Here is a 25,434-nt window from a genome sequence, read left to right as displayed (position 1 = left end):
GAGATAATGCCAAAGCGGCCTGAATCAGACCGCTTTGGGGGCAACACGAGGGGCTGCTGAGATTATGTTTCGGCAGCGCGACGCGCTTACTTCCCGATGCAGAAGCTGGTGAAGATGCGACCGAGTAGATCATCGGAGCTAAACTCGCCGGTGATCTCGCCTAACGCTTGTTGCGCTAAACGCAGCTCTTCGGCCAGCAGCTCTCCGGCGTTGTAGCCGAGCAGCTGTGCTTCGCCCTGTTGCAGGTGCTGATCGGCTTGCTCCAGCGCTTGCAGGTGACGACGACGCGCCAAAAAGCCCCCTTCCAGACTGCTTTCAAAGCCCATGCTCTCTTTCAGGTGCTGACGCAGCAACTCTACACCGTCGCCACTGCGCGCCGACAGACGCAGCAAGGTATGGCCATGCTCGTCGCTCAGGCCCAGCGTTTCGCCGGTTAAGTCGGCTTTGTTGCGGATCACAGTCACTGGAATGCCGTGTGGCAGACGCTGCATGAACTCCGGCCAGATAGCTTGCGGATCGCTGTCGGTAGTGGTGGTGCCATCGACCATGAACAGTACGCGATCGGCTTTGGCGATTTCGTCCCACGCGCGTTCAATACCGATCCGCTCCACTTCGTCGGTGGCTTCGCGCAGACCGGCGGTATCGATGATGTGCAGCGGCATACCGTCGATGTGGATATGCTCGCGCAGCACGTCGCGAGTGGTACCGGCGATGTCGGTAACAATTGCCGCTTCACGGCCGGCTAAGGCGTTCAGCAGGCTGGATTTGCCGGCATTCGGACGACCGGCAATCACCACTTTCATCCCTTCGCGCAGTAACGAGCCTTGGCGCGCTTCGCTACGGACCTGTTGCAGCTGCTGCATGATCCCTCGCAGATCGTGGCTGACTTTGCCGTCGGAGAGAAAATCGATCTCTTCGTCCGGAAAATCGATCGCTGCTTCCACGTACATACGCAGATGGATCAACGATTCCACCAGCGCTTCGATACGCCGTGAGAACGCGCCTTGCAGCGAGTTTACCGCCGAACGCGCCGCTTGTTCTGAGCTGGCATCAATCAGATCGGCAATCGCTTCGGCTTGGGCTAAATCCAGCTTGTCGTTGAGAAACGCGCGCTCGGAAAACTCACCTGGACGTGCGACTCGCACTCCGGGAAATTGCAAAATCCGCTTGAGCAGCAGATCCAAAATTACCGGTCCGCCGTGGCCTTGCAGCTCCAGCACATCTTCACCGGTGAAGGAGTGTGGGCCTTTAAAGTACAGCGCCAGACCTTGGTCCAGCACGCTGCCATCGCTATCACGAAACGGCAGGTAATCGGCGTAACGCGGTTTGGGGCAGCGACCGAGCACCGTTTCGGCAATGCTGACCGCTTGCGGGCCAGAGATACGTAAAATACCGACCCCACCACGACCAGGCGGTGTGGCTTGAGCCACGATAGTGTCATTCATGAGGGAGCTCCTCCTGAAAAAAAGGCGACCCGCGGGTCGCCTGTGGTAAAAAATGTCATCAGCGCGGGTTATTTCTTATCGCGTGAATGCAGCCCTTTTTTCTCTAGACTGCGGTAGATAACCTGCTGCTGAATAATGGTTACGCAGTTGGAGACCAGCCAGTACAGCACCAGACCCGATGGGAACCACAAGAAGAAGACGGTAAACATCACCGGCATAAAGTTCATCACTTTCTGCTGGATAGGATCGGTAACCGCACTTGGTGACAGCTTCTGCAGGAAGAACATCGATACACCCATCAGAATTGGCAGGATGTAGTATGGGTCCGGTGCAGACAAGTCATGGATCCACAGCATGAACGGCGCATGACGCAGTTCCACCGATTCCATCAGCGTCCAGTACAGGGCGATGAAGATTGGCATCTGCAGCAGCAGCGGCAGACAGCCACCCAGTGGGTTAACCTTCTCTTTCTTGTACAGCTCCATCATTTCTTGGCTCATGCGCTGGCGGTCGTCGCCCAGACGCTCACGCATCGCTTGCAGTTTTGGCTGCAGCATGCGCATTTTGGCCATGGAGGTGTACTGTGCTTTGGTCAGCGGATACAGCAGACCTTTCACGATAAAGGTGATCAGGATAATTGCTACACCCCAGTTACCGACAATACCGTGCAGGAATTGCAGCAGCTGGAACATTGGTTTAGCAATGAACCACAGCCAACCGTAGTCGATGGTCAGATCCAAGTTCGGCGCCACTTTTTCCATGGCGTCTTGCAGTTTTGGACCCACCCACAAAATGCTGTTCAGCTCGGCGGTTTTGCCTGCTTCAACGGTGGTTTCTGGACCACGGAAGCCGATAAAGGCAACGCCATCGCTGTCACGGCTGTACAGTTGGTTGGTTTCAGCACTTGGCGGCACCCAAGCACTCACGAAGTAGTGTTGCATCATCGCAACCCAGCCACCGTTGGTGCTGATAGCCAGATTCTTCTCCTGCATATCCTTGAAGCTGTACTTCTTATAGCGGGTATCGGCAGAAGAGTAAGCGCCACCTTGGTAGGTTGGCATGGTCAGGCTGCTGCTTTTCTCGGTGATGGTCTGCTTGATTTGACCGTACAGCTGCACCTGAACCGGCTTATCGGTTTGGTTAGCAATGCTGTAATCCACGTCGATAGCGTAGCTGTCTGGCTTGATAACGAAGGTTTTGGTGTAAGTCACACCGTCTTTAACCAGAGTCAGCGGGATCTTCAGTTCCTTCTGGCCTTCGCCCAACGTAAAGTGATCGCCTTCAATCTGGTATTGAGCACGACCGGCGACGGTGTCAATTCCGTTGCTGCCAATCAGGCCACTTTGCGCCACGTACACATGCTTGGCGTTGTCATTGAGCAATACCAGAGGCTGCTTGGAATCCAGAGATTCTGGGTATTGCAGCAATTCGGCCTTCACCACGTCACCACCTAAGGTGTCGATGGTCAGACGCAGGACATTGCTTTGCACAGTAATGAGACGACCCTGTGTGCTGCTGTCGAGTGCTTGCGCACTGTTAGCCTGGGCTGGGACGTCGGCTGCTGTTTTCGCGTTGGCCTGTTGTGTGATTTCAGTAGCAGGCTTAGGACCGAAGTCAGTATTCCACTGCTGATACACCAGGAACGACACGAAAAGCAGAGCAATGAGAAGGAGGTTACGTTGGGAATCCATCTTCAGTGTTCTCTGTTATCGTCAGATTTGGCTGGCACGGGATCGTACCCACCGGGGTTCAAAGGGTGGCATTTTAATATGCGTTTGATTGTCAACCAACTACCTTTTAATGCTCCAAACCGGCGCAATGCCTCAATTCCGTAATGTGAACAGGTAGGTTGAAAGCGACAACGGGGGCCTATCAGAGGGCTGATGACCCACTGATAGACTTTGATGAATAGTATCATCAACCACGCGAGAGGCGAGAATGGCGACGCCATAATTTACTCAGAAGCTCCGTCAACTCAGGGTTACTGAGATCGGCAATGCCCTTTTTCGCAATCACCACGAAGTCTACCGCAGGCAGTTCATGTTGATTGAGACGGAAGCTTTCCCGTACCAAACGTTTGATGCGGTTACGCTCGTGAGCACGCTTGACATGTTTTTTGGCCACAGTGAGGCCTAAACGAGCATGGCCCAGATCGTTGGATCGCGCAAGAATAGTAAGCTGGGGAGAGCCGGCCCGTTGGGGCTGCTGGAAAACGAAGCTAAATTGAGCGGGAGTTAACAAACGTAACTCCCGAGGAAAAGCTAGCTTAATCACACTATGTTCAGTGTTCAGAATTAAGCTGACAGAGTGGAGCGGCCTTTTGCACGACGACGAGCCAGTACTTGACGACCATTTTTGGTGGCCATACGAGCACGGAAGCCGTGGGTGCGGGAACGCTTCAGAACTGATGGTTGGAAAGTGCGTTTCATGGCGATTTCTACCTAAAGCTGTATTACTGATCAGTATACGCATTACGTAAATACGTAAAACGGCGAGCGCTTATTCAGCCCTGCTTTTTCCTGTAGAGACTACAGGCGGCAGACAGATTTGAATAAAATGGCGCCTCAAAAGAGGCAGAATTGTAGTGATTGTACAATCCTGAGTCAATCAGCATCTGTTCAATACACGTCAATCTACGTAAGTTTCGCTCGAAGCGTGAATTATACGCATGCGCAGTATAAGTACAAGGATCGTGATGATCCTCCTGTGCGGATTCTCCTTTATAAGGCAGATCGACACTTTGTGGATAGCGATGTGGATAGTCGTGTGGATGAGCGCCGGCGTGATCCACTCTACAAGGGAATCGGCCTTAAGCGGGGAAAACCGCTCGGTTATCCACATCTCTGGCGTGCTTGACGCACAAAAATGGTCGCCAGACTCTGGAAGCTGTGCAGCACTCTGTCGATCCAACATGTGATTTTTCTGTGGATAACAGAAGATCTTACCGCGGCTTTAGGCTATGATCCCCGGTTCACGATCCTGATCTGACTAGCGATCAGGATGGCATCTGGAATAGAATGTTTCCCCTTTTCTTATAGGTATTGTTCGAGTGGAGTCCGCCGTGTCATCTTCGCTTTGGCAGCAGTGTCTTGCCCGTTTGCAGGACGAACTACAAGCCACCGAATTCAGCATGTGGATCCGTCCCCTTCAGGCGGAGCTGCGCGACAATACACTGACGTTGTATGCGCCAAACCGTTTTGTGCTGGATTGGGTACGAGATAAGTATCTCAACAGCATCAACCGCCTGCTGAATGATTATTGTGGTACCGATACGCCGGAGTTGCGCTTTGAAATAGGCAGTAAGCCGGTCAGTGTGGTACTGCCCGAGCCGACCGCCAGTGTCAGTCGGCAGCCGATTAGTGCGCCGAGCGCAGCGCCGCAGCGTAGCTGGGATAGCGCGCCAGCGGTGCGTCCGGATATCAATCACCGCTCCAATGTCAATCCGAAGCACTGCTTCGATAACTTTGTCGAAGGTAAATCTAACCAGCTGGCGCGTGCGGCCGCCCGTCAGGTGGCGGATAACCCGGGTGGTGCCTATAACCCACTGTTTTTATACGGCGGTACGGGTCTGGGTAAAACGCACCTGCTGCACGCGGTGGGGAACGGCATTATTGCCCGTAAGCCGAACGCCAAAGTGGTGTACATGCACTCCGAGCGGTTTGTGCAAGATATGGTGAAAGCACTGCAAAATAACGCCATTGAAGAGTTCAAGCGTTATTACCGCAGTGTCGATGCGCTGTTAATCGATGATATTCAGTTTTTTGCTAACAAAGAGCGTTCGCAAGAAGAGTTTTTCCACACCTTTAATGCCCTGCTGGAAGGTAATCAGCAGATCATTTTGACCTCGGATCGTTATCCAAAAGAGATCAACGGGGTGGAAGATCGTCTTAAGTCGCGCTTTGGTTGGGGCTTAACGGTGGCCATTGAGCCGCCAGAGTTGGAGACGCGGGTCGCCATCTTGATGAAAAAGGCCGACGAGAACAATATTCGTCTGCCGGATGAAGTGGCGTTCTTTATCGCCAAACGTCTGCGCTCCAATGTGCGTGAACTGGAAGGCGCATTGAACCGCGTGATTGCCAACGCCAACTTCACTGGCCGTGCGATCACCATTGATTTTGTGCGCGAAGCGCTGCGCGATCTGCTGGCGCTGCAGGAAAAGCTGGTCACTATCGACAATATTCAAAAGACCGTGGCTGAGTACTACAAGATTAAAGTGGCGGATCTGCTGTCGAAGCGCCGTTCACGCTCGGTGGCACGTCCACGCCAGATGGCGATGGCGTTGGCCAAAGAGCTGACCAACCATAGCTTGCCGGAAATCGGTGATGCTTTTGGTGGGCGCGATCATACGACCGTGCTGCATGCTTGCCGTAAGATTGAGCAGCTGCGTGAAGAAAGCCATGATATTAAAGAAGATTTTTCTAATTTAATCCGAACACTCTCATCATAATGGTCAGCATAACGCCATGAAATTTATCGTTGAACGTGAACGTCTGCTAAAACCGCTGCAGCAAGTCTGCGGCGCCTTGGGTGGCCGTCCTTCGCTGCCGATTCTGGGGAACCTGTTGCTGCAGGTGGCTGACGGCAGTTTGTCGATCACCGGCACCGATCTGGAAGTCGAGATGGTGGTGCGTTTGCCGCTGCAAGGTGAATTGCAGCCGGGCGCGGTGACCGTGCCGGCACGTAAGTTTCTGGATATCTGCCGCGGTTTGCCTGACGGAGCGGAAATTACCGTCTTGCTTGAGGGCGAGCGTGCGCTGCTGCGCTCGGGGCGCAGCCGTTTCTCGCTGTCGACCTTGCCGGCGGCGGATTTCCCGAATTTGGATGATTGGCAAAGTGAAGTGGAGTTTGCACTGCCGCAAGCCACCTTGCGCCGCCTGATTGATGCCACCCAGTTTTCGATGGCGCACCAAGATGTGCGTTATTACTTAAACGGTATGCTATTTGAAACCGAAGGCGACAGCTTGCGTACCGTGGCCACCGATGGCCACCGCCTAGCAGTGTGCAGTATGCCGGTGGGCCAGACCTTACCGCCACATTCGGTGATCGTGCCGCGTAAAGGGGTACTGGAGCTGGTGCGTCTGCTCGATGGTGGTGATACGCCGCTGCTGCTGCAAATTGGCCGCGGTAACCTGCGGGCGATTGTTGGCGATTTCACCTTTACCTCCAAGCTGGTGGATGGCCGCTTCCCCGATTACCGTCGGGTATTGCCGAAAAATCCGGATAAGCAACTGGAAGCCGGTTGCGATGAGCTCAAACAAGCGTTTTCCCGCGCGGCAATTTTGTCGAACGAGAAATTCCGCGGCGTGCGTCTGCACATTGTGCCGGGACAGCTGAAGATCACCGCCAATAACCCCGAGCAGGAAGAGGCGGAAGAGATTGTTGATGTGGCCTATCAAGGGCAAGAGCTGGAGATCGGCTTTAACGTCAGCTATGTGCTGGATGTACTGAATACCCTCAAGTGCGAGCGCGTGCGCCTGCTGCTGTCGGATTCGGTTTCCAGTGCGCAAATTGAAGATTGTGCCAGCGATGCGGCGGTGTACGTCGTGATGCCGATGCGTCTGTAGTCGTTTGACATAACCTTTCATGGCCTTGTCACGCCTGCTGGTGCAGGATTTTCGTAATATCGCGCAGGCTGATTTGGCGTTCGACCCTGGCTTTAATTTTTTGGTCGGCGCTAACGGCAGCGGGAAAACCAGTTTGCTGGAGGCCATCTACTATCTTGGCCACGGGCGCTCGTTCAAAAGCCAATTGGCTGGGCGCGTGATCCAGCAAGATAAGCCGCATTTTATTTTGCATGGCCGCCTTGATGAGGGGGGCCATCCGGTGTCGCTGGGCTTACAGAAAACGCGGCAAGGCGACACCCGCGTGCGGATCGATGGTCAAGATGGGCAGAAAGTGGCGGCCTTGGCGCAACTGCTGCCGATGCAGCTGATCACGCCGGAAGGCTTTACCCTGCTCAGTGGCGGGCCGAAATACCGGCGTGCTTTTCTCGATTGGGGCCTGTTTCACGATGAACCGGGCTTTTATGCCGCCTGGAGTAACCTGCGGCGTTTGCTAAAACAACGAAATGCGGCCCTGAAACAGGTTCGCCGTTACGCAGAGTTACGCCCTTGGGACCGGGAGCTGGTACAATTAGCCCTTCAGGTGAGTGAGTGGCGGGCGCAATATGCCGCTGCTATTGCCCAAGAAATCCAGCAGACCTGTGCGCTATTTTTACCCGAGATCCCAGTGAGCGTCAGTTTTCATCGCGGCTGGGAAAAAGGCGCGGATTATGCGCAGGTGCTGGAGCGTGATTTTGAACGCGATCGGGCACTGACTTATACCGCGGTAGGGCCACATAAGGCGGACTTTCGATTCCGCGCCGCCGGTACTCCGGTGGAGGATGTGCTCTCCCGTGGGCAGCTGAAACTGTTAATGTGTGCATTGCGTCTGGCGCAGGGACAGTATTTGACCCAGCGCAGTGCACGTCAGTGTATTTATTTGATTGATGATTTTGCCTCTGAGCTGGATCGTGGGCGGCGTCAGCTGCTGGCGGAAAAGCTAAAACAGACCGGCGCGCAGGTATTTGTCAGCGCGATTAGCCCAGATCAGGTCAGCGACATGACCGGCGAAAAGGGCAGGATGTTCCGCGTGGAACATGGCAAAATAAGTGCACAATGAGTGTGCAGGATAGAAGGCGAGATATTCTAATGTCGAACACCTATGACTCTTCAAGTATCAAGGTTCTGAAAGGGCTGGACGCAGTCCGTAAGCGTCCCGGCATGTATATCGGTGACACCGATGACGGCACCGGTTTGCACCACATGGTGTTCGAAGTGGTTGATAACGCGATCGACGAAGCGCTGGCCGGTCACTGTAAAGATATCGTGGTGACCATCCATGCCGATAACTCGGTTTCCGTACAGGATGATGGTCGCGGTATTCCTACCGGCATTCACCCAGAAGAAGGGGTGTCAGCGGCCGAAGTGATCATGACCGTACTGCACGCCGGTGGTAAGTTTGACGATAACTCCTATAAAGTATCCGGTGGTCTGCACGGGGTAGGGGTATCGGTGGTTAACGCCCTGTCGGATAAGCTGGAGCTGATGATCCGCCGTGAAGGCAAAGTGCACACCCAAGAATACCATCTGGGTGAGCCGGTAGCGCCGCTGGCTGTGGTCGGTGATACCAATGCCACCGGTACCCAAGTGCGTTTCTGGCCCAGCCCAACCATCTTCACCAATATCGAATTCCAGTACGAGATCCTGGCTAAGCGTCTGCGTGAGCTGTCGTTCCTGAACTCTGGCGTGTCGATTCATCTGCTCGACAAGCGTAACGACAAGCAGGATCACTTTAAGTACGAAGGTGGTATTCAAGCGTTTGTGGAATACCTCAACCGCAACAAAAACCCAATTCACGATAAAGTGTGCTATTTCTCCAGCGAGAAAGATGGCATTGGTGTGGAAGTGGCGTTGCAGTGGAATGACGGTTTCCAAGAAAACCTGTACTGCTTTACCAACAACATTCCACAGCGCGATGGTGGTACCCATTTGGCCGGTTTCCGTGCCGCGATGACCCGTACCCTGAACGCTTATATCGAAAAAGAAGGCTTTGCCAAGAAAGCCAAGATCAACATGACCGGTGATGACTCCCGTGAGGGCCTGACCGCGGTGATCTCGGTGAAAGTGCCTGATCCGAAGTTCTCTTCCCAGACCAAAGACAAACTGGTGTCGTCAGAAGTGAAGCCAGCGGTGGAATCGCTGATGGGCGAGCGTCTGCAAGAGTACCTGCTGGAAAACCCGAACGACGCCAAGATTGTGGTCGGCAAGATCATCGATGCGGCGCGTGCGCGTGAAGCGGCACGTAAAGCGCGTGAAATGACTCGGCGTAAAGGGGCGCTCGACTTAGGCGGTTTGCCAGGTAAGTTGGCCGATTGCCAAGAGCGCGATCCGGCGCTGTCTGAACTGTACATTGTCGAGGGTGACTCTGCAGGCGGCTCCGCCAAGCAGGGCCGCAACCGTAAAAACCAAGCTATTTTGCCACTGAAGGGTAAGATCCTGAACGTGGAAAAGGCGCGTTTTGACAAGATGCTCTCTTCACAAGAGGTGGCTACCCTGATCACTGCGCTGGGCTGCGGGATTGGCCGCGATGAGTACAACCCAGACAAGCTGCGTTATCACAGCATCATCATCATGACCGATGCCGACGTGGATGGTTCTCACATCCGCACCCTGCTATTGACCTTCTTCTATCGTCAGATGCCAGAAATCATCGAGCGTGGCTATGTGTATATCGCCCAGCCGCCGCTGTATAAGGTGAAAAAAGGCAAGCAAGAGCAGTACATCAAAGATGATGAGGCGATGGATCAGTACCAGATTGCGCTGGCACTGGATGGCGCGAGCTTGTATGTCAACGAGCATGCCCCAGCGATGTCTGGTATGGCGCTGGAAACACTGGTTAAAGAGTACAATTCCGTACACAAGCTGATTGCGCGCATGACCCGTCGTTACCCTGAGGCGCTGCTCAAAGAGCTGATTTATCATCCGACTCTGAACGAGCAGGCGCTGAACAACCAAGCGGCGCTGACCGAGTGGGCCTCAGCGCTGGTGGCTAAGCTGACCGAGAAAGAGACTTCCGGTAGCACCTACAGCTGTGAAATTCGTGAAAACCATGAGCGTCACCTGTTTGAAGCGGTGGTTACGGTGCGTACTCACGGTATCGACACCCAGTATCTGCTGGACTTCGATTTCATCCACGGCGGTGAATATCACCGGATCTGCGCGCTGGGTAGCCAGCTGCGTGACCTGCTGGATGCGGGCGCGTTTGTGGAGCGTGGTGAGCGTCGTCAGCCGGTGGCCAGCTTCGAGCAGGCGCTGGAGTGGCTGGTGAAAGAGTCGCGTCGAGGCTTCTCACTGCAGCGTTACAAAGGTCTGGGCGAAATGAACCCAGATCAGCTGTGGGAAACCACCATGGATCCAAACAGCCGCCGTATGCTGCAGGTCACCATCAAAGATGCGATTGCCGCTGATCAGCTGTTCACTACCCTGATGGGGGACGAGGTTGAGCCACGTCGTGCCTTTATCGAGCAAAATGCGCTCAACGCTAACCTGGACGTGTAACCCCGGTTAATGTCAGATGACGGTGAAAAAAAACGCAAAAAAGAGGGGCTTGCCCCTCTTTTTTCATATCTGGCGGATCGACAGGATCTCATTGCCTCTCTTTATATTATTAAAAATCAATTAATTACCATTGGTGTCGGTGATCGGCGACAGGTTTTCTTTATCTGTGGTTCCGTTACACTTAGCGCATAAATAAGTCAGTCCGTGCGAAATACAGAGTGCACCGATTGAACCAGTATCCTTATTCAATTCAGGTTTTTAGCATGCCAAATCAACATTTCAGCGTGGTTATTCTGGCAGCCGGTAAAGGCACTCGGATGCATTCCGATCTGCCAAAAGTGCTGCATCCAATTGCCGGTAAACCGATGGTGTCTCACGTGATTGATACGGCACGTAGTATCGGTGCCGAAAATATCCATCTGATCTACGGCCACGGCGGCGATCAGCTGCAGGCACGTCTGAGTGGTGATGATCTGAATTGGGTGATCCAAGCGGAACAGCTGGGTACCGGTCATGCGATGCAACAAGCCGCGCCGCATTTTGCTGACGATGAAGTGGTGCTGATGCTGTACGGGGATGTGCCGTTGATTTCCGCCAATACACTGAAGCGTCTGCTGCAAGCCAAGCCGGTGAATGGCATTGGTTTGTTGACGGCGAAGCTGGATAACCCTGCTGGTTATGGCCGTATCCTGCGTGAAAACGGCAAGGTGGCGGGCATTATCGAGCACAAAGATGCCAGCGCTGAACAGCTGGCGATCCGTGAAGTGAACACCGGTATTCTGGTGGCGGACGGCAAGAACCTGAAGCGTTGGTTGGCGAAGCTGACCAACAACAATGCCAAAGGCGAGTACTACATGACTGATGTCATCGCCATGGCTTACGAAGAGCAGCATGAGATTGTGGCGGTGCATCCGAACCACTTCTACGAAGTGGAAGGGGTGAACAATCGTCAGCAATTGGCGCGTTTAGAGCGTATTTACCAAGGCGAGCAAGCCGATCGCTTGCTGGAAGCAGGGGTGATGCTGCTGGATCCGGCCCGTTTTGATCTGCGCGGTAGCGTGCAGTGTGGCCGTGATGTGGTGATTGATACCAACGTAATTTTGGAAGGTCAGGTAGTGCTGGGTAACCGCGTGCGCGTGGGAACGGGCTGTGTGCTGAAAAACTGCACGGTGGCTGATGACACTGAAATCAAGCCGTACACCCTGATTGAAGATGCCAGCGTCGGTCATGCGTGTAGCGTCGGTCCGTTTGGGCGTCTGCGTCCGGGGGCGGTGATGCACGATCATTCCCACGTCGGTAACTTCGTGGAAATGAAAAAAGCGGTATTGGGCCAAGGCTCAAAAGCCAATCACCTGACCTATTTGGGCGATGCGGTGATCGGCGAGCGCGTGAATATCGGCGCGGGTACTATTACCTGTAACTATGATGGCGTGAACAAATTCCAGACCACCATCGGCAACGATGTGTTTGTGGGCTCGGATACCCAGTTGATTGCGCCGGTAGCGATCGCGGATGGCGCGACCATTGGAGCGGGCAGCACCATTACCAAAGATGTGGCGGAAGGTGAGCTGGTGATCAGCCGTGCTGCGCAGCGCCATATTCGCAACTGGCAGCGTCCGGTTAAAAAATAACCCTCAGCTCTGCTGATAAGTTTCAATTCCGGTAACAAACATAATAAATAGCGTGTATTACCTTTCTGGGCTGAGTCTTCTCAGCCCTTTTTTTATCCCTTTTATGCCCTTGCTTGTGTCTTGTTGATAGCTAGCTGTGCTTTTCCCGTCGTCTCTGGTTGAGCTGGACTATGCTGTAAATAGTACTCATTAATTAATACTTAAGAGTTATACCCTTCCTACTTGAAGTTGCAGTGGTGTTGGCTACGCTCGTTCACCCCCAATCACATAGCCTTGCCTATGCTCATGGGGATTCACTCACTTGCCGCCTAACTGCAACGCCAAGTCGTTTGGGTATAGTTCTTCGCGCATTGATGTTGTTGATGCTGTGGGCGTTAGTGCTGTACGGAGCATGAATAGGTTGAGGCCACGCGATCGGTTCAGTAAATGGGGACAGAAAATCCGCCTTGTTTTACTGACGATTTTACTGACCAAATATTGATGTTTCGATTCGTAAGTTTATAATGAGCAAATTAATCTATCACGGGATGAAACGAAACTTCCATGAGTAAGCGCAATACCCAGCAACGGCGACATACCATCATGGCTTTGCTCAGTGAGCAAGGCGAAGTCAGTGTCGATATGCTGGCTAAGCGATTTGAAACTTCAGAAGTTACGATTCGAAAGGATTTGGCCGAGTTGGAGCGTAATGGGCTGCTGTTACGCCGTTATGGCGGGGCGGTGTTGATCCCCAGTGAGTTGGTGGAAGAGAGCGGAGAAGAAGAGCAGCTTTCTGTGCGTAAGCAGGCGATTGCGGCGTTGGCCGCCAGCCTGATCCGCGATCATAACCGGCTGATTATCGATGCCGGCAGCACCACGGCGGGACTGATCCCTCAATTAGGGCGTTTTCGCGGCTTGGTGGTGATGACCAATTCGATGCAAGTGGCATCGGCACTGCGTGAGCTGGAAGTCGAGCCAACCATTTTGATGACCGGTGGCACCTGGGATCCGCATTCGGAGTCTTTCCAAGGCCAAGTGGCCGAGCAGGTCTTACGCTCTTATGATTTTGATCAGCTATTTGTCGGCGCTGCTGGTATTGATGCGGCGCGCGGTACCACCACTTTCAATGAGCTGGTAGGGCTATCGCGGGTAATGGCTGAGGTGTCGCGGGAAGTGATTGTTTTGGCTGAGTCACACAAGGTGGGGCGCAAAATTCCCAACTTAGAACTGCCGTGGGAGAGCATCACGGTACTGGTGACCGATCAGGGCATTGACCCGCAGGTTAAAGCGCAAATCGAACAACGGGGAGTGCAGGTACTCTGCGCTTCACTCTGATCCCTTCGCTGGGATAAGTGCAAAATAGCGCCGGACGCGGCTCCGGCAAGTAACAAGGACTGGATCTATGTGTGGAATTGTCGGCGCAGTAGCGCAGCGGGATGTGGCAGAGATTTTACTCGAGGGCTTGCGCCGTTTGGAGTATCGCGGGTATGACTCCGCCGGGATTGCGGTGGTGAATGCCGAAGGCCAGATGCAGCGCCTGCGCCGTTTAGGTAAGGTGCAAGTATTGGCCGAGGCTGTCGAGCAGCATCCACTGCAAGGCGGTACTGGCATTGCACATACCCGTTGGGCGACCCACGGTGAGCCGTCTGAAGCTAACGCTCACCCACATGTATCTGATTTTATTGCGGTGGTGCATAACGGCATCATCGAGAACCACGAGCCACTGCGTAACGTGCTGCGTGAGCGCGGCTATGAGTTTCGTTCACAGACCGATACCGAGGTGATTGCGCACTTGGTGCATTGGGAGCTGACCCAAAACGGTGGTCCATTGCTGGCGGCGGTGCAGCGCACCTTACGTCAACTGGACGGAGCTTACGGCACCGTGGTGATTGATGCGCGCGATCCAGAGCGCATGATTGCTGCGCGCTCCGGCAGTCCGCTGGTGATTGGCCGCGGTCTGGGTGAGAACTTCTTGGCCTCCGATCAGTTGGCGTTGTTGCCGGTGACCCGTCGCTTTATCTTCTTGGAAGAGGGCGATGTAGCGGAGATCACCCGTCGGTCGGTGGCGATTTTTGATGTCGATGGTCAGCCGGTACAGCGTGCGGAGATCGAGTCTAATTTGCAGCATGATGCCGGTGATAAGGGGCAGTTCCGTCACTACATGCAAAAAGAGATTTATGAGCAGCCGGTTGCGATCAAGAACACCCTCGAAGGACGCATTGCGCACGGTAGTGTGCAGCTCAGTGAGCTGGGCGACGCCGCCGATCAGCTGTTAGAGCAAGTTCAGCATGTACAGATCGTGGCGTGTGGCACTTCTTACCATGCCGGTGCGGTGGCGCGTTATTGGTTTGAGAGCATCGCTGGCGTGGCTTGTAACGTCGAGATTGCCTCGGAGTTTCGTTACCGTAAGTCGGTACGTCGTCCGGGTAGCTTGCTGATCACCTTGTCACAGTCCGGTGAGACCGCCGATACGCTGGCCGCGCTGCGTCTGTCCAAGACCTTGGGCTATCTGGGCTCACTGACCGTCTGTAACGTGCCGGGCTCCTCGCTGGTGCGAGAATCCGATCTGGCACTGATGACCAAAGCTGGCGCAGAGATTGGGGTTGCCTCCACCAAAGCCTTTACCACTCAGCTGACGGCGCTGTTGCTGCTGGTGGCGCGCATTGGCCGTCTGCACGGGATGAGCGCCGAGCGTGAACAGGCATTGGTGCATGCGCTACAAGCGCTGCCAAATCGCATTGACCAGATGCTGGCGCTGGATAAGACCATTGAAAAGCTGGCGGTGGATTTCAACGAGAAGAACCATGCGCTGTTCTTAGGCCGTGGCGATCAATATCCAATTGCTATGGAAGGGGCGCTCAAGCTCAAAGAGATCTCCTACATCCACGCGGAAGCCTATGCCGCTGGTGAGCTGAAACACGGCCCACTGGCACTGATTGATGCCGATATGCCGGTGATTGTGGTGGCGCCAAACAACGAGCTGTTAGAGAAACTCAAATCTAACATCGAGGAAGTGCGCGCGCGTGGCGGTCAGTTGTATGTGTTTGCCGCGCAAGACGCAGGTTTTCGTGATGAAGAGGGCATGAAGATCATCCCGCTGCCGCCGGTAGAAGAAGATGTGGCGCCGATTTTCTACACCATTCCACTGCAGCTGCTCTCTTATCACGTGGCCGTGAACAAGGGGACGGATGTGGATCAGCCGCGAAACTTGGCGAAGTCGGTGACGGTGGAGTGATTGACTTTGTATTACCTACCAAGCCGGTAAACTGCTAGGTAATGGTAATAGGAACGTAATAAAAAACCGCGGTATACCGCGGTTTTTTTATGCCGACCGTTTAGCGTTTCGCTATCGCTAAACGGATAACGGCGTTAATGAACGCGGGCGTTACCCCAAATTCCCTACCACTGACACATTCTTGTCATCAGGAATTTCATTAAACGAAAGTACGCTCAGACCCGGGGCGCAGACGCGGGCGTAGCGTGACAATAATGGGCGCAGCTGTGGCATAACCATCAGCAGTGGTGCGTGCCCTGCCATACGCATGTTGTCGACCACTTGTGGCAGGCTGTACTGCAGTTTTTCAATTACGCCCGGTTCGAGGGCAAAGCCATCGAGTTGGACGTGGCCGGCTTGTTGCGCCTGGCTCAGGGCGCCGAGCAGGATATTTTCCAGTTCGGCGGCCAAGGTGATCACCGGAATGTCGCTGCGGTTGCCTACCAGTTGGTACAGCAGTGGGCGGCGTAGGGCGCAGCGCACGTCAGCGCACAGCAAAATCGGGTCTTTGGTCAGCTCCGCCGACTCCAGCAAGGAGTTGGTGATGGTGACGATATCGCGCAGTGACACATTCTCAGCCGCCAGCTGGCGAAATACGCGCAGTAGCTGTTGTGGATTAAGCCGTTGCTGCAGCTCATCGGCCATTTTGGCGTCGCTGGCTTGCAGGCGCTCGATGATTTGGCGCACTTCTTGTGGGCCCATCACTTCATCAATGTAGTCGTTGATGATTTTGCTGACGTGGGTCGACAAGATGGTGGCGTGATCGACCACGGTATAGCCGTAGTTGACCGCGCGGTCCTTGTTATCTGGGTGGATCCACACCGCTTCCATCTGGTAGGCCGGATCGGTGGTCAAAATGCCGTCGATATTGCCGTACACTTCGCCGGGGTTGATGGCCAGCAGATGGTTGTCTTCCAACTCGGCATTCACCAGCACCGCTTCACGCAGGCTGATCCGGTACTCATCGGGCGCCAGTGTCAGGTCGTCGTGCACCCGAATTTGCGGGATCAGAAAACCGCGCTGTTCCGACAAGGTTTTGCGGATCCCGGTCAGACGATTGAGCAATTCAGCGCCTTGGCGCTGATCGATCAGGTGCACCAGACGGTAGCCGACCGCGATACTGAGTGCGTAGACCGCAGGGATATCGCCATTGCTGACTTCCGGTGCAGGGCCAAACTCCGGCGATTGCACTAGCGCTTCGGCGCGGCGCAGATCATCCTCTGACTCGGTGTCGTCTTCATGGTAATGGCGCATCTTCCAGCCGGCCAGCGCAACCACACCGGCAAAGGCGAAAAATGCGAAGTGTGGCATGCCAGGGACCAAGCCCAAGATCAGCATGATGGCCGCCACCACAAACAGCACCACTGGCGAGGCCAGCATCTGACGGCTGATTTGCTTGGAGAAGGTGTCCTGATCGGTGACGCGGGTCACGATAATCGCCGCTGCGGTGGAGAGCAGCAATGATGGGATCTGGGCCACCAAGCCATCACCGATGGTCAGCAGGGCGTAGGTCTGGAAGGCGCTACCAAATGGCATCCCGTACTGGAATACCCCGATGCTGACCCCGCCGATGATGTTGATAAACAGGATCAACATACCGGCCACGGCGTCGCCGCGCACAAACTTGGAGGTACCGTCCATTGCACCGTAGAAGTCGGCTTCGTTGGCCACATCTTCTCGGCGTCGCCGCGCTTGTTCATGGTCAATCAGGCCGGCGTTCAGATCGGCGTCGATGGCCATCTGTTTACCCGGCATGGCGTCGAGGGTAAAGCGCGCGCCCACTTCGGAGATCCGCTCGCCCCCTTTGGTGACCACCACGAAGTTGATGATCATCAAGATGACGAACACCACAATACCGACCACATAGTTGCCGCCGATCACCACTTCACCGAAGGCTTGGATCACCTTACCGGCGGCGTCGCCACCTTCGTGACCGTTGAGCAATACCACGCGCGTCGAGGCCACGTTCAGGCCCAGACGCAACAAGGTGGCAATCAGCAACACGGTCGGGAAGGCCGAGAAGTCCAGTGGCCGTTTGCTGTACACGCTCACCAGCAGTACCAGCAGCGCCAGTACGATGTTGAAGGTGAAGAACATATCCAGCAGCAATGGCGGGATAGGCAAGATCACCATGGCGAGCAGAACCAGCAGCATCAATGGGATGCCGATCTGGCCCTGACTCAGGTAACGGGTGAAGTTGGATAATTTACTGGGCATCATCTCTCCGCTTAATGGCGCAGTTCTGGCGGGATGGTTAATTCAGGCAACGGTGGTGGCGGTAGGCCACGGCCGAGCCGGTACTCTTCCAGATGGAAGACATAAGTCAAAATATGGGCCACGGCGGTATACAGCCCCGCCGGGATCTCCTGCCATTCCTTGGTGGAGTAGTACACCGCACGCGTGAGCGGCGGGACGTTGACGATCGGGCGGTTATGTTGCCGTGCCAGTTGCTGCATCTGCAGCGCCATGGCGTCTACCGCTTTGGCCAGCACAAACGGCGCTTCCGCCTTGTTCTGGTCATATTTCAGGGCCACCGCATAGTGGGTCGGGTTGGTGATAATCACGTCCGCCTGCGGGATCACCTTGTGCATTCGGCGCATCGCCATCTGGCGCTGTAGGTTGCGAATGCGCGATTTAATCTGCGGGTTCCCTTCGCTGTTTTTATGCTCTTCTTTTACTTCCTGTTTGCTCATTTTGAGCTTTTTGATGTATTGCCACTGGGTGTAGGGCAGGTCGAGCAGGGCGATAAACAGCAGAGCCAAGCCATACAGCAACACCGTCGACCAAATCAGATCGAGGGTCAGGGTAATGGCGGTGCCGATATCGCGATGCTGCAAGCTCAGCAGCATCTGGATTTTGTCGCCAACCACGCTCCATAAGGTCAGCGAGATCAGCGCGGTTTTCAGTACGCTTTTCACCAGCTCAGCGATCGATTGCGAGGAGAACATTCGTCCCATCCCACTGATCGGATTAAGCTTGGAAAACTTCGGCTGCAAGGAGTCGATACTGACGTTCCAACCACCGCGCAGCAGGTTGCCGACCAAGGCGATGAGCATCAGCAAACCCAGCGGTGCCAGCAGTGTCCAGCCCATGGCGGACAGGCTTTCGCCCAGATGTTTGAACGCCAGTTGCGGGTCGAACACCTCTTGTTTACTTAAGGCCAGGTTGTAGCGCATGCTGCCGGTCAGCAGACGGCCTAAGCTTTCGCTAAATGCCGACAGCGTGATGGTGCCGCCCAGCACCAATAAGGCGGTGACCAGTTCGCGCGAGCGCGGCAAGTTACCCTCTTTACGCGCCTTATCCAGCCGCTGGCCGGTGGGTTTTTCGCTCTTATCCCCGCTCATTGCTTATCTCTTCTCGCTCATGGCTTGGCTCTTACGGGGTCACGGACGCGGGCGGGGCGTAAATGGCCGCCAGCAGGTTCAGCACTTCGCGGCTGAACTGGGTAAAGTTTTCCGGCACGCTGGAGAGCGTTAAGCCGACGCTCAGCACTCCGCACAGCAAAGTCATCGGAAAACCGAGCGAGTAGATATTCAGCTGCGGCGCGGCGCGGGTCATGATGCCGAAGGTCATATTGACCAGTAGCATGGCGGCGATGGCCGGTAACGCCAGCAGCAGAGCAGCGCCAATCATCCAACCGAACATGTTGATGATCTGCTGTAAGGCCGTATCCGACAGCATGCTGCCGACCGGGATGGCGGTGAAGCTGCGCACCAAAATATCCAGCACCACTAAATGGCCATTGAGCGCTAAAAACAGCAGCGACACATACATTTGGTACATCACGCCGAGCACCGCGGAGCTAACGCCATTGACCGGGTCATTCATCATCGCCATGCCAAGGCCCATCTGCATCGACACCAGCTGGCCTAAGGTGGTGAACACCGCAAACAGGATATCGACCACTAAGCCCAGCAGTGCGCCGATGATCAATTGCTGGATGGCGTAAAAAATGGCCAGCGGCGAGAACGGATCAACCGCGGGCATTGGCGGCATCAAGGGCGCCGCCACCACGCTAATCAGCAACGCCAGCCCGATGCGTACTTGAATCGGGATCTGCGGGTTGCCAAACAGCGGCATCACCATAAAGGCGGCGGTGAGGCGGAAAAACGGCCACCACAGCATGCCTATCCAGGCGGTAATATCGGCTGCGCTCAGGGTTAACATCAGCGGTGTCCCATCAGCCGATCAGGGTCGGAATTTCGTGGAAAATCTGGGTAAACAGATCGTGTAAGGTGGTCAACATCCACGAGCCGGCAAACCCCAGCATTGCCAGCATCACCAAAAAGCGCGGCAGGAACGACAGGGTCTGTTCGTTAATCTGGGTCGCCGCCTGAAAGATACTGACCAGTAGACCGACCACTAAACTGGGCAGCACTAAAATGCACACCATAGTGGCGATCACGGTCAGGGCCTGACCAAAAATGACGGAGATGGCAGTGGTATCCATAGAGTCTATCCGGTCAGCCGAAACTGGCACTTAAGGTGCCGACGGTCATCGCCCAGCCATCAACCAGCACGAAAATCATCAGCTTGAATGGCAGTGAGATAATCAGTGGTGACAGCATCATCATCCCCATCGCCATCAACACGCTGGATACCACCATGTCGATGATCAGAAACGGGATAAAAATCATAAAGCCAATCTGGAACGAGGTTTTCAGCTCGCTGAGCACAAAGGCCGGCATCAGGATCAGAAAATCCACTTTCTCTGGCGGGGTAGCGCGCGGCTCACCGGCGATATCCAGCAGCTGTTGCAGGTCACTTTCGCGCGTCTGCGCCAGCATGAATTTCCGTAGCGGCTTTTCTGCTTGGGCAAAGGCCTGCTTCAAGGTCAGGCTATCGTTCTGATACGGCTCGAAGGCGTTGACATAGATGTCATTGAACACCGGACGCATGATGAACAAGGTCAGGGTCAGGGCGATGCCAATTAAAATCCGGTTGGGCGGACTTTGCTGCAGACCTAAGGCTTGGCGCAAAATCGCCAGCACAATAATGATGCGGGTAAAGCTGGTGGTCATCAGCAGCATGGTCGGCAGGAACGACAGCGCCGTCATCAGCAGTAAGATCTGCAGCTTGACGCTGTACTCCTGTGCGCCACCGGCCTGCGGCGTAACCGTCAGCAGGCCGATATCCCCGTTCGCCGCTAAGGCTGGATGAGCCAGCAGGCACAGCAGCACCAGTAACCCGAGCTTGCGCATTAGCGAGATAACCCTTTGAGCATGTCGTCGCTGTCCACCACGTTGGTCAGGCGCAGGCCATATTTGTTATTCACGATCACCACTTCGGCGTGGCCGAGCAGGGTGCCGTTGACTTTGACATCCATCGGCTCGCCGTTGAGTTTGTCCAGCTCAATCACGGTGCCGCGACCGATACTCATCAGATCGCCGATCATCAGTTCGGTGCTGCCCACTTCCAGCGTCAGTTTCACCGGAATATTGCGGATAAATTTCATGTCCGTTGGGAAGCTAGCTGCCTCCGGCGCGCTGGCCGGGGTTTCGGCGGCCAAATCGCCCATATCGAGATCGTTCAGATCCAGATTTAAATCATTCAGGGTTTCGGACATCGGGGGTTCCTTGCGGTTACAAAAAACGGTACATCATCAATATTTCCCGGTCAGTACCGGGCCGTAAAATGGCGTTAGGCCGGCGTGTCCAGCACGTCATCAACCTGCAGCACCAGATTGCCGTTACGCTCGGCAATGCGCGCTTTATACAGTGGGCTGTTACCCGCGCGAACGGTGAGCTGCGAAGGCATATCCACGGGGATCACATCGCCCACTTGCAAATCCATCACGTCACCCAAGGTCAGCGATTTTTCGCACAGGGTGGTTTGCAGGCGCAGCGGCACTTGTTGCAGCCGCTCTTCCACCTTGGCTTGCAACGTCGGGTCGAGCTCGACGTTAGCCTCTTCGGCTGCTGGGGTACGTAAAAACTCCAGACCGTTAAATGGCAGCGCGATTTCCAGCCAGCCCAGATGTTCGCCAATTTGAATCGAGAAGCGACAGATCTGGAACAGCGGCTGATTGGCCATGCTGTTGTTCAAGTGCAGCGATTGCTGCTGGGTCATTTGGCTGTACCAGCTGGTTTGGTTGCGCCAGCAGTCATCAAATTGCTCCAGCAACTGGCGGAAAATCCGTTCGACTAAACGCAGCTCGGTATCGCTCATCTCACTGCGACGACGGGTACTGGTGCCTTTGCCGCCGAAAAACAGATCGGCCATGAAAAACAGCAGATCGCCATCCATCGCAATCAGGCCGCGCATATCGTGCGGCTCAACCAGAAATTCGCGCTGGCTGTTCGGCTTCGGGATCGAGGCCAAGTATTCGCGCAGCTTCAGGGTATCTTGCTGCTCGAAGTGAAAATTCACCGGCTTGCGCAGCAGACCGAAGAAGAACTGCTTGGCGGAGCGCTCGAAACGCTGGCAGATGGTATCGAGGGTCGCCTGTAGCGCACCAATGCGATGCTCCGGGTTTGCCAGATCAAAAGTCTTGATATGCGCCTGTTCGCTGGGGGAGATAATTTTTCGTTTGATTGTTTTCATTCCGGCTCACTCGGCAACGTCTTACCGGGTCTTCTCGACCGCAAAATTCTGTGTCTGTAATAAGTAAGGTCTGCGTAATGCAAATTCTCTGCCAGTTTTTGAGCAAAACCGCGTCAGTGTTAAGGCGGTGAGGGCGTGAGCAGCGGCTGTAAAGGATGGTAATTGGCGTGTCATTTTTTTGACTTAAGTCGCAAAGGTGACGATTGGGCATATATTGACGCGCGGATTGATTGACAAGTGACAAAGAACAGTCAGCGCGCGTGGCCAGTGTTGCTCAATTAATGGCACGTTACTTGCTTTTGAACTGCGCGTAAAACCGTCCGCGTCATTGTGGCGGTTTCCTTGTTTATCAGAGCCTTGTTCATCAGAGGATTTCGGAGAGTCAGCGTCATGTATCACACAGCCCCGGGAATGCAGTACACCTTGGCCCAGATGGAGGCGGTAAAGTCACAAATCGGCGTCGGCAGTAGCACCGAAATGGTTGCCGCCAACCCGTTGACCGCATCCGGTGCGCAGGTGCCGAGTTTCCGCGCGGCGCTGACCCAAGCGGTCGATCGGGTCGATACCCTAAGCAAAACCGCCAAAGACATGATGACCGCGGTCGATACCGGGGCCAGTCAAGATCTGGTCGGCGCCATGGTGGCGAGCCAGAAAGCCAGTTTGTCGTTCACCGCGCTAGTGCAGGTGCGTCAGAAACTGATGACAGCCTATGACGATGTCATGAAAATGCCGGTATAAGTGAGAGTCTGACGTGACCGAATTATTACAGAAAAAATGGGCCCAATTGCCGGCGCCGTCGGCGATGCTGGCCAAGGTAAAAGGCCGTCGCCTGAGCGCGCTGCTCGGGGTGATTGCGCTGGTGGTGACCGGCATTGTGGTGTTGGCGTTGTGGCTCGGTAACAGTGAATACCGCCCGCTGTATGGCCGCAATGAAGCTTTTGATCAAAGCCAAGTGATGTCCGTGTTGGATAAGCAGGGCTTTAATTTTTATGTTGATGGTAACAGTGGCCAACTTATGGTGGCCCGTGACCAGTTAGGCAAAGCGCGCATGGCACTGGCCGCGGCGGGCGTTAAAGTGCAGTTGCCGACCGGCCTTGAGATCTTGGATAAAGACAACAGTCTCGGCACCAGTCAGTTTATTGAAGATGCGCGCTACCGCCACGGTTTAGAAGGCGAACTGGCGCGTACCATCATGTCCCTTGATGGCATTACCAATGCTCGTGTGCATTTGGCCATTCCTAAACGTACCTTGTTTATCCGCGGTAATCCTGAGCTGCCATCGGCCTCGATTGCGGTGTCTTTGCAACCGGGCGTGAGCCTCAAGCCGGGTCAGGTACGCGCGATTGTGAATCTGGTGTCGGGCAGCGTCACCGATCTGAAGCCGGAAAACGTGACAGTAGTGGATCAGGCCGGTCGCTTGCTGAGCGCCAACGATGCCGATGCACAGGCCGGTGAAACCAACACCCAATATCTGGAATATGTTAACCGTTTGGAGCGCAGCTACATTGACCGCGCCACTCGGATGCTCGATCCGATGCTCGGCATGGGTAACTTTGAGGTGCAAGTGGCCGCCAAGGTCAACTTTGACCGTAAGGAAGCCACCGAAGAAGTGTACAACCCGCAAGGGGCGCTCACCCGTGAGTACAGCCGTGAAGATCGTAGCAATGAAGAGCAAAGTGCTGGGGTACCGGGCGCGCTGAGTAACCAACCGGCGGACAAATCGACCAATACCAAAAACGCCAACAACAAGACCACCTCTACGACCCAAGAAAATCAGTCGGACAGTAAAGATCTGGTCAACCGCACCACCGAGCTGAACCGCGACTTCCAGTTAGATCGCACTCAACGTCATATCCGTTATCAGCAAGGCGAGCTGCAGCATCTGAGTGTGTCGGTGCTGATTAACGGCAAGCCAGAGCAATATTCGAAAGCCGAGCTGGATCAGATGACCACCATGCTGCAAGACGCCTTGGGTCTGCGCAGTGCCAATGGCGATCAGATTAGCTTGCACGTGTTCCCATTTGTGGCCGGTGATAATCCGCTGAGCGCCGATGCGCCATGGTGGAAAGATCCGTTCTGGATGGATGTCCTGCGTTATGTGTTGGCCGCCGTCGTGGCGTTGGCGGTGCTGTTTGGTGTCGTCCGTCCGGTACTGCGTCAGCTGGCTAAGCCGTTGCCGGTCAACGATCCGGCGCTGCCTGCGCAAGCCGAGGATGATGCTACTGCCAGCAGCGGTGAGCTGCAGCCAGATGGCACGAGCGAGAAGGGCGAGGCGAGCGCGGCGTTGCCGGTATCACGTCCGGGTCTGACATTGAACGAAAACCTGCTGGAGCTGCCATCACCGGAAACCGGTTTGGAAGTGCAGCTGGAGCGTATCCAGTTCCTGGCTAATCAGGAGCCGGAGCGTGTGGCGCAGGTGGTTAAACAGTGGATAAAGGTTGAGCAACATGACGGAAACTGAAGTAATGCAGCCGGAAGACGGCTTGCAACAGGCGGCGATTTTGCTGCTGAGCATGGGGGAAGAGGCCGCCGCCAACATCCTCAAACAGCTCAGCCGTGAGGAAGTGAGCCGCCTGACCGTTGCTATGGCCAGCCTGCCGGGAGTGAAAAAAGATCAGGCGCAGTCCGTTTTTCTGCGCTTTTTCACCGATTTTCGTTCGGAGTCGGGGATTACCGGTGCATCGCGTGGCTATCTGGAGCGCACGCTGGATAAAGCACTGGGTCGCTCTTTGGCGCGTCCACTGATTGACAGCATTTATGGCGATACTCTGCGTAGCAGCCTGCAGCGTTTGCAGTGGCTGGAGCCGTCTAAGCTGGTCGAGCTGATTGCCGGTGAGCACCCGCAGTTACAAGCGGTATTTTTGGCCTACTTAGAGCCGGATATGGCCAGCCAATTGCTGAGCCGTCTGCCACCAGAAACCCACGATGACCTGCTGTATCGTCTGGCCAATCTGGATGAGATCCATCCGGATATGATTGATGAAGTGCATGTATTGCTGGAGAAATTCTTGCAGCAAGTCGGCCATCGTACCAGCTCGCAAGTGGACGGTACCAAAAAGGCGGTGGATATCCTCAACCGCATGGGCAGCCGTACGTCTGAGATCATGCTGTCGCTGCGCGACATGGATCCGAGCCTGATGGTGAAACTGGAAGAGAGCATGTACCAGTTCGACATTCTGGAGCGTCAGAGCGAGGCCACCTTGAGCCGCATGATCGAAGAAGTGCCGCAAGAGCGTTTGGCGCTGGCACTCAAAGGCTCGTCCACCACCTTGCAAGAGAAGATCTTTGCTTGCCTGCCGAAGCGGGCCGCTCAGTATCTGCGCGAAGAGATGGAAACCAAGGGTGCAGTGCGCATGAGTGCGGTGGAAGAAGCCCGTACCGAAATCATGCAGACCCTGCGTCAATTGGCCAACGACGGCGAAGTCGAGCTGTCGCTGTTCGCGGAAAATGTGGTCGAGTAAGGG

At 54.9% G+C, this 25,434-nt stretch carries 23 protein-coding genes; 11 read left to right on the top strand and 12 right to left on the bottom strand.

What is annotated here, in order from left to right:
- Positions 1-86 precede the first annotated feature (86 nt).
- From mnmE to rpmH, 5 genes are all read right to left on the bottom strand, one after another.
- Complete coding sequence (gene mnmE / locus L975_RS04535) at positions 87-1,445, bottom strand: tRNA uridine-5-carboxymethylaminomethyl(34) synthesis GTPase MnmE (protein ID WP_010863005.1); 1,359 nt, start codon at positions 1,443-1,445, stop codon at positions 87-89.
- 68 nt (positions 1,446-1,513) lie between these two features.
- Positions 1,514-3,136, bottom strand: a complete 1,623-nt coding sequence (yidC, locus tag L975_RS04530; protein ID WP_039046357.1) for a membrane protein insertase YidC — start codon at positions 3,134-3,136, stop codon at positions 1,514-1,516.
- 2 nt (positions 3,137-3,138) lie between these two features.
- On the bottom strand, positions 3,139-3,396 hold the full coding sequence (yidD, locus tag L975_RS17535; protein WP_010863003.1) for a membrane protein insertion efficiency factor YidD: 258 nt from the start codon (positions 3,394-3,396) through the stop codon (positions 3,139-3,141).
- Positions 3,363-3,719 (bottom strand): ribonuclease P protein component, encoded by a 357-nt coding sequence (gene rnpA, locus L975_RS04525; protein ID WP_010863002.1) that lies wholly within the window; start codon positions 3,717-3,719, stop codon positions 3,363-3,365. Before rnpA ends, yidD begins: the two co-directional genes overlap by 34 nt.
- A gap of 20 nt (positions 3,720-3,739) precedes the next feature.
- Positions 3,740-3,874: a 50S ribosomal protein L34 gene (gene rpmH / locus L975_RS17530; RefSeq protein WP_010863001.1), complete on the bottom strand. Its 135-nt coding sequence runs from the start codon at positions 3,872-3,874 to the stop codon at positions 3,740-3,742.
- A 632-nt stretch (positions 3,875-4,506) separates the two neighbouring features.
- On the opposite strand from rpmH, the gene dnaA reads away from it, so the two are divergent.
- The 8 genes from dnaA (at position 4,507) to glmS (ending at position 15,388) form a co-directional block, all read left to right on the top strand.
- Complete coding sequence (gene dnaA / locus L975_RS04515) at positions 4,507-5,892, top strand: chromosomal replication initiator protein DnaA (protein ID WP_010862999.1); 1,386 nt, start codon at positions 4,507-4,509, stop codon at positions 5,890-5,892.
- Between the two features lie 16 nt (positions 5,893-5,908).
- The gene (dnaN, locus tag L975_RS04510) at positions 5,909-7,009 is read left to right on the top strand and encodes a DNA polymerase III subunit beta (protein WP_010862998.1); all 1,101 of its coding nucleotides are present in this window, start codon (positions 5,909-5,911) and stop codon (positions 7,007-7,009) included.
- Between the two features lie 19 nt (positions 7,010-7,028).
- Positions 7,029-8,105 (top strand): DNA replication/repair protein RecF, encoded by a 1,077-nt coding sequence (gene recF / locus L975_RS04505; RefSeq protein WP_010862997.1) that lies wholly within the window; start codon positions 7,029-7,031, stop codon positions 8,103-8,105.
- A 29-nt stretch (positions 8,106-8,134) separates the two neighbouring features.
- Complete coding sequence (gyrB, locus tag L975_RS04500; protein ID WP_039046359.1) at positions 8,135-10,543, top strand: DNA topoisomerase (ATP-hydrolyzing) subunit B; 2,409 nt, start codon at positions 8,135-8,137, stop codon at positions 10,541-10,543.
- Between the two features lie 9 nt (positions 10,544-10,552).
- Positions 10,553-10,735: a hypothetical protein gene (locus L975_RS18060; RefSeq protein WP_156121094.1), complete on the top strand. Its 183-nt coding sequence runs from the start codon at positions 10,553-10,555 to the stop codon at positions 10,733-10,735.
- A 71-nt stretch (positions 10,736-10,806) separates the two neighbouring features.
- Entirely contained in the window at positions 10,807-12,174 is a 1,368-nt protein-coding gene (gene glmU / locus L975_RS04495; protein ID WP_047707419.1) for a bifunctional UDP-N-acetylglucosamine diphosphorylase/glucosamine-1-phosphate N-acetyltransferase GlmU, read from the top strand.
- Positions 12,175-12,717: 543 nt separating this feature from the next.
- A complete protein-coding gene (locus tag L975_RS04490) occupies positions 12,718-13,488 on the top strand; it encodes a DeoR/GlpR family DNA-binding transcription regulator (RefSeq protein WP_039046361.1) in 771 nt (256 codons plus the stop codon).
- A 67-nt stretch (positions 13,489-13,555) separates the two neighbouring features.
- Positions 13,556-15,388 (top strand): glutamine--fructose-6-phosphate transaminase (isomerizing), encoded by a 1,833-nt coding sequence (glmS, locus tag L975_RS04485; protein ID WP_047707417.1) that lies wholly within the window; start codon positions 13,556-13,558, stop codon positions 15,386-15,388.
- Positions 15,389-15,538: 150 nt separating this feature from the next.
- On the opposite strand, the gene flhA is transcribed toward glmS, so the two are convergent.
- From flhA to L975_RS04450, 7 genes are all read right to left on the bottom strand, one after another.
- Positions 15,539-17,644, bottom strand: coding sequence for a flagellar biosynthesis protein FlhA (flhA, locus tag L975_RS04480; protein WP_010862989.1), 2,106 nt, complete (start codon positions 17,642-17,644; stop codon positions 15,539-15,541).
- Positions 17,645-17,655: 11 nt separating this feature from the next.
- Positions 17,656-18,771, bottom strand: a complete 1,116-nt coding sequence (flhB, locus tag L975_RS04475) for a flagellar biosynthesis protein FlhB (RefSeq protein WP_197665226.1) — start codon at positions 18,769-18,771, stop codon at positions 17,656-17,658.
- A gap of 31 nt (positions 18,772-18,802) precedes the next feature.
- The gene (gene fliR, locus L975_RS04470; RefSeq protein WP_010862987.1) at positions 18,803-19,594 is read right to left on the bottom strand and encodes a flagellar biosynthetic protein FliR; all 792 of its coding nucleotides are present in this window, start codon (positions 19,592-19,594) and stop codon (positions 18,803-18,805) included.
- 13 nt (positions 19,595-19,607) lie between these two features.
- Complete coding sequence (locus tag L975_RS04465; RefSeq protein ID WP_010862986.1) at positions 19,608-19,877, bottom strand: flagellar biosynthetic protein FliQ; 270 nt, start codon at positions 19,875-19,877, stop codon at positions 19,608-19,610.
- A gap of 13 nt (positions 19,878-19,890) precedes the next feature.
- The gene (gene fliP, locus L975_RS04460) at positions 19,891-20,628 is read right to left on the bottom strand and encodes a flagellar type III secretion system pore protein FliP (protein WP_010862985.1); all 738 of its coding nucleotides are present in this window, start codon (positions 20,626-20,628) and stop codon (positions 19,891-19,893) included.
- Positions 20,628-20,945, bottom strand: coding sequence for a flagellar motor switch protein FliN (fliN, locus tag L975_RS04455; protein WP_369795303.1), 318 nt, complete (start codon positions 20,943-20,945; stop codon positions 20,628-20,630). Before fliN ends, fliP begins: the two co-directional genes overlap by 1 nt.
- 122 nt (positions 20,946-21,067) lie before the next feature.
- Complete coding sequence (locus L975_RS04450; RefSeq protein WP_010862983.1) at positions 21,068-21,970, bottom strand: flagellar motor switch protein FliM; 903 nt, start codon at positions 21,968-21,970, stop codon at positions 21,068-21,070.
- A gap of 390 nt (positions 21,971-22,360) precedes the next feature.
- On the opposite strand from L975_RS04450, the gene fliE reads away from it, so the two are divergent.
- The 3 genes from fliE to fliG are packed head-to-tail and all read left to right on the top strand — an operon-like array spanning position 22,361 to position 25,431.
- Positions 22,361-22,708: a flagellar hook-basal body complex protein FliE gene (fliE, locus tag L975_RS04445; RefSeq protein ID WP_010862982.1), complete on the top strand. Its 348-nt coding sequence runs from the start codon at positions 22,361-22,363 to the stop codon at positions 22,706-22,708.
- Positions 22,709-22,721: 13 nt separating this feature from the next.
- Positions 22,722-24,431, top strand: coding sequence for a flagellar basal-body MS-ring/collar protein FliF (fliF, locus tag L975_RS04440; RefSeq protein WP_039046365.1), 1,710 nt, complete (start codon positions 22,722-22,724; stop codon positions 24,429-24,431).
- A complete protein-coding gene (gene fliG, locus L975_RS04435; protein ID WP_010862980.1) occupies positions 24,418-25,431 on the top strand; it encodes a flagellar motor switch protein FliG in 1,014 nt (337 codons plus the stop codon). The genes fliF and fliG overlap by 14 nt, the downstream gene beginning before the upstream one ends.
- Positions 25,432-25,434: the final 3 nt, after the last annotated feature.

The sequence above is a fragment of the Plesiomonas sp. ZOR0011 genome (assembly GCF_000800945.1).
In the GTDB taxonomy this organism is placed as follows: Bacteria; Pseudomonadota; Gammaproteobacteria; order Enterobacterales; family CAMTGL01; genus Plesiomonas; species Plesiomonas shigelloides.
The sequence above is the reverse complement of the archived record's forward strand: the minus strand, read 5'-3'. Positions and strand labels throughout refer to the sequence as shown.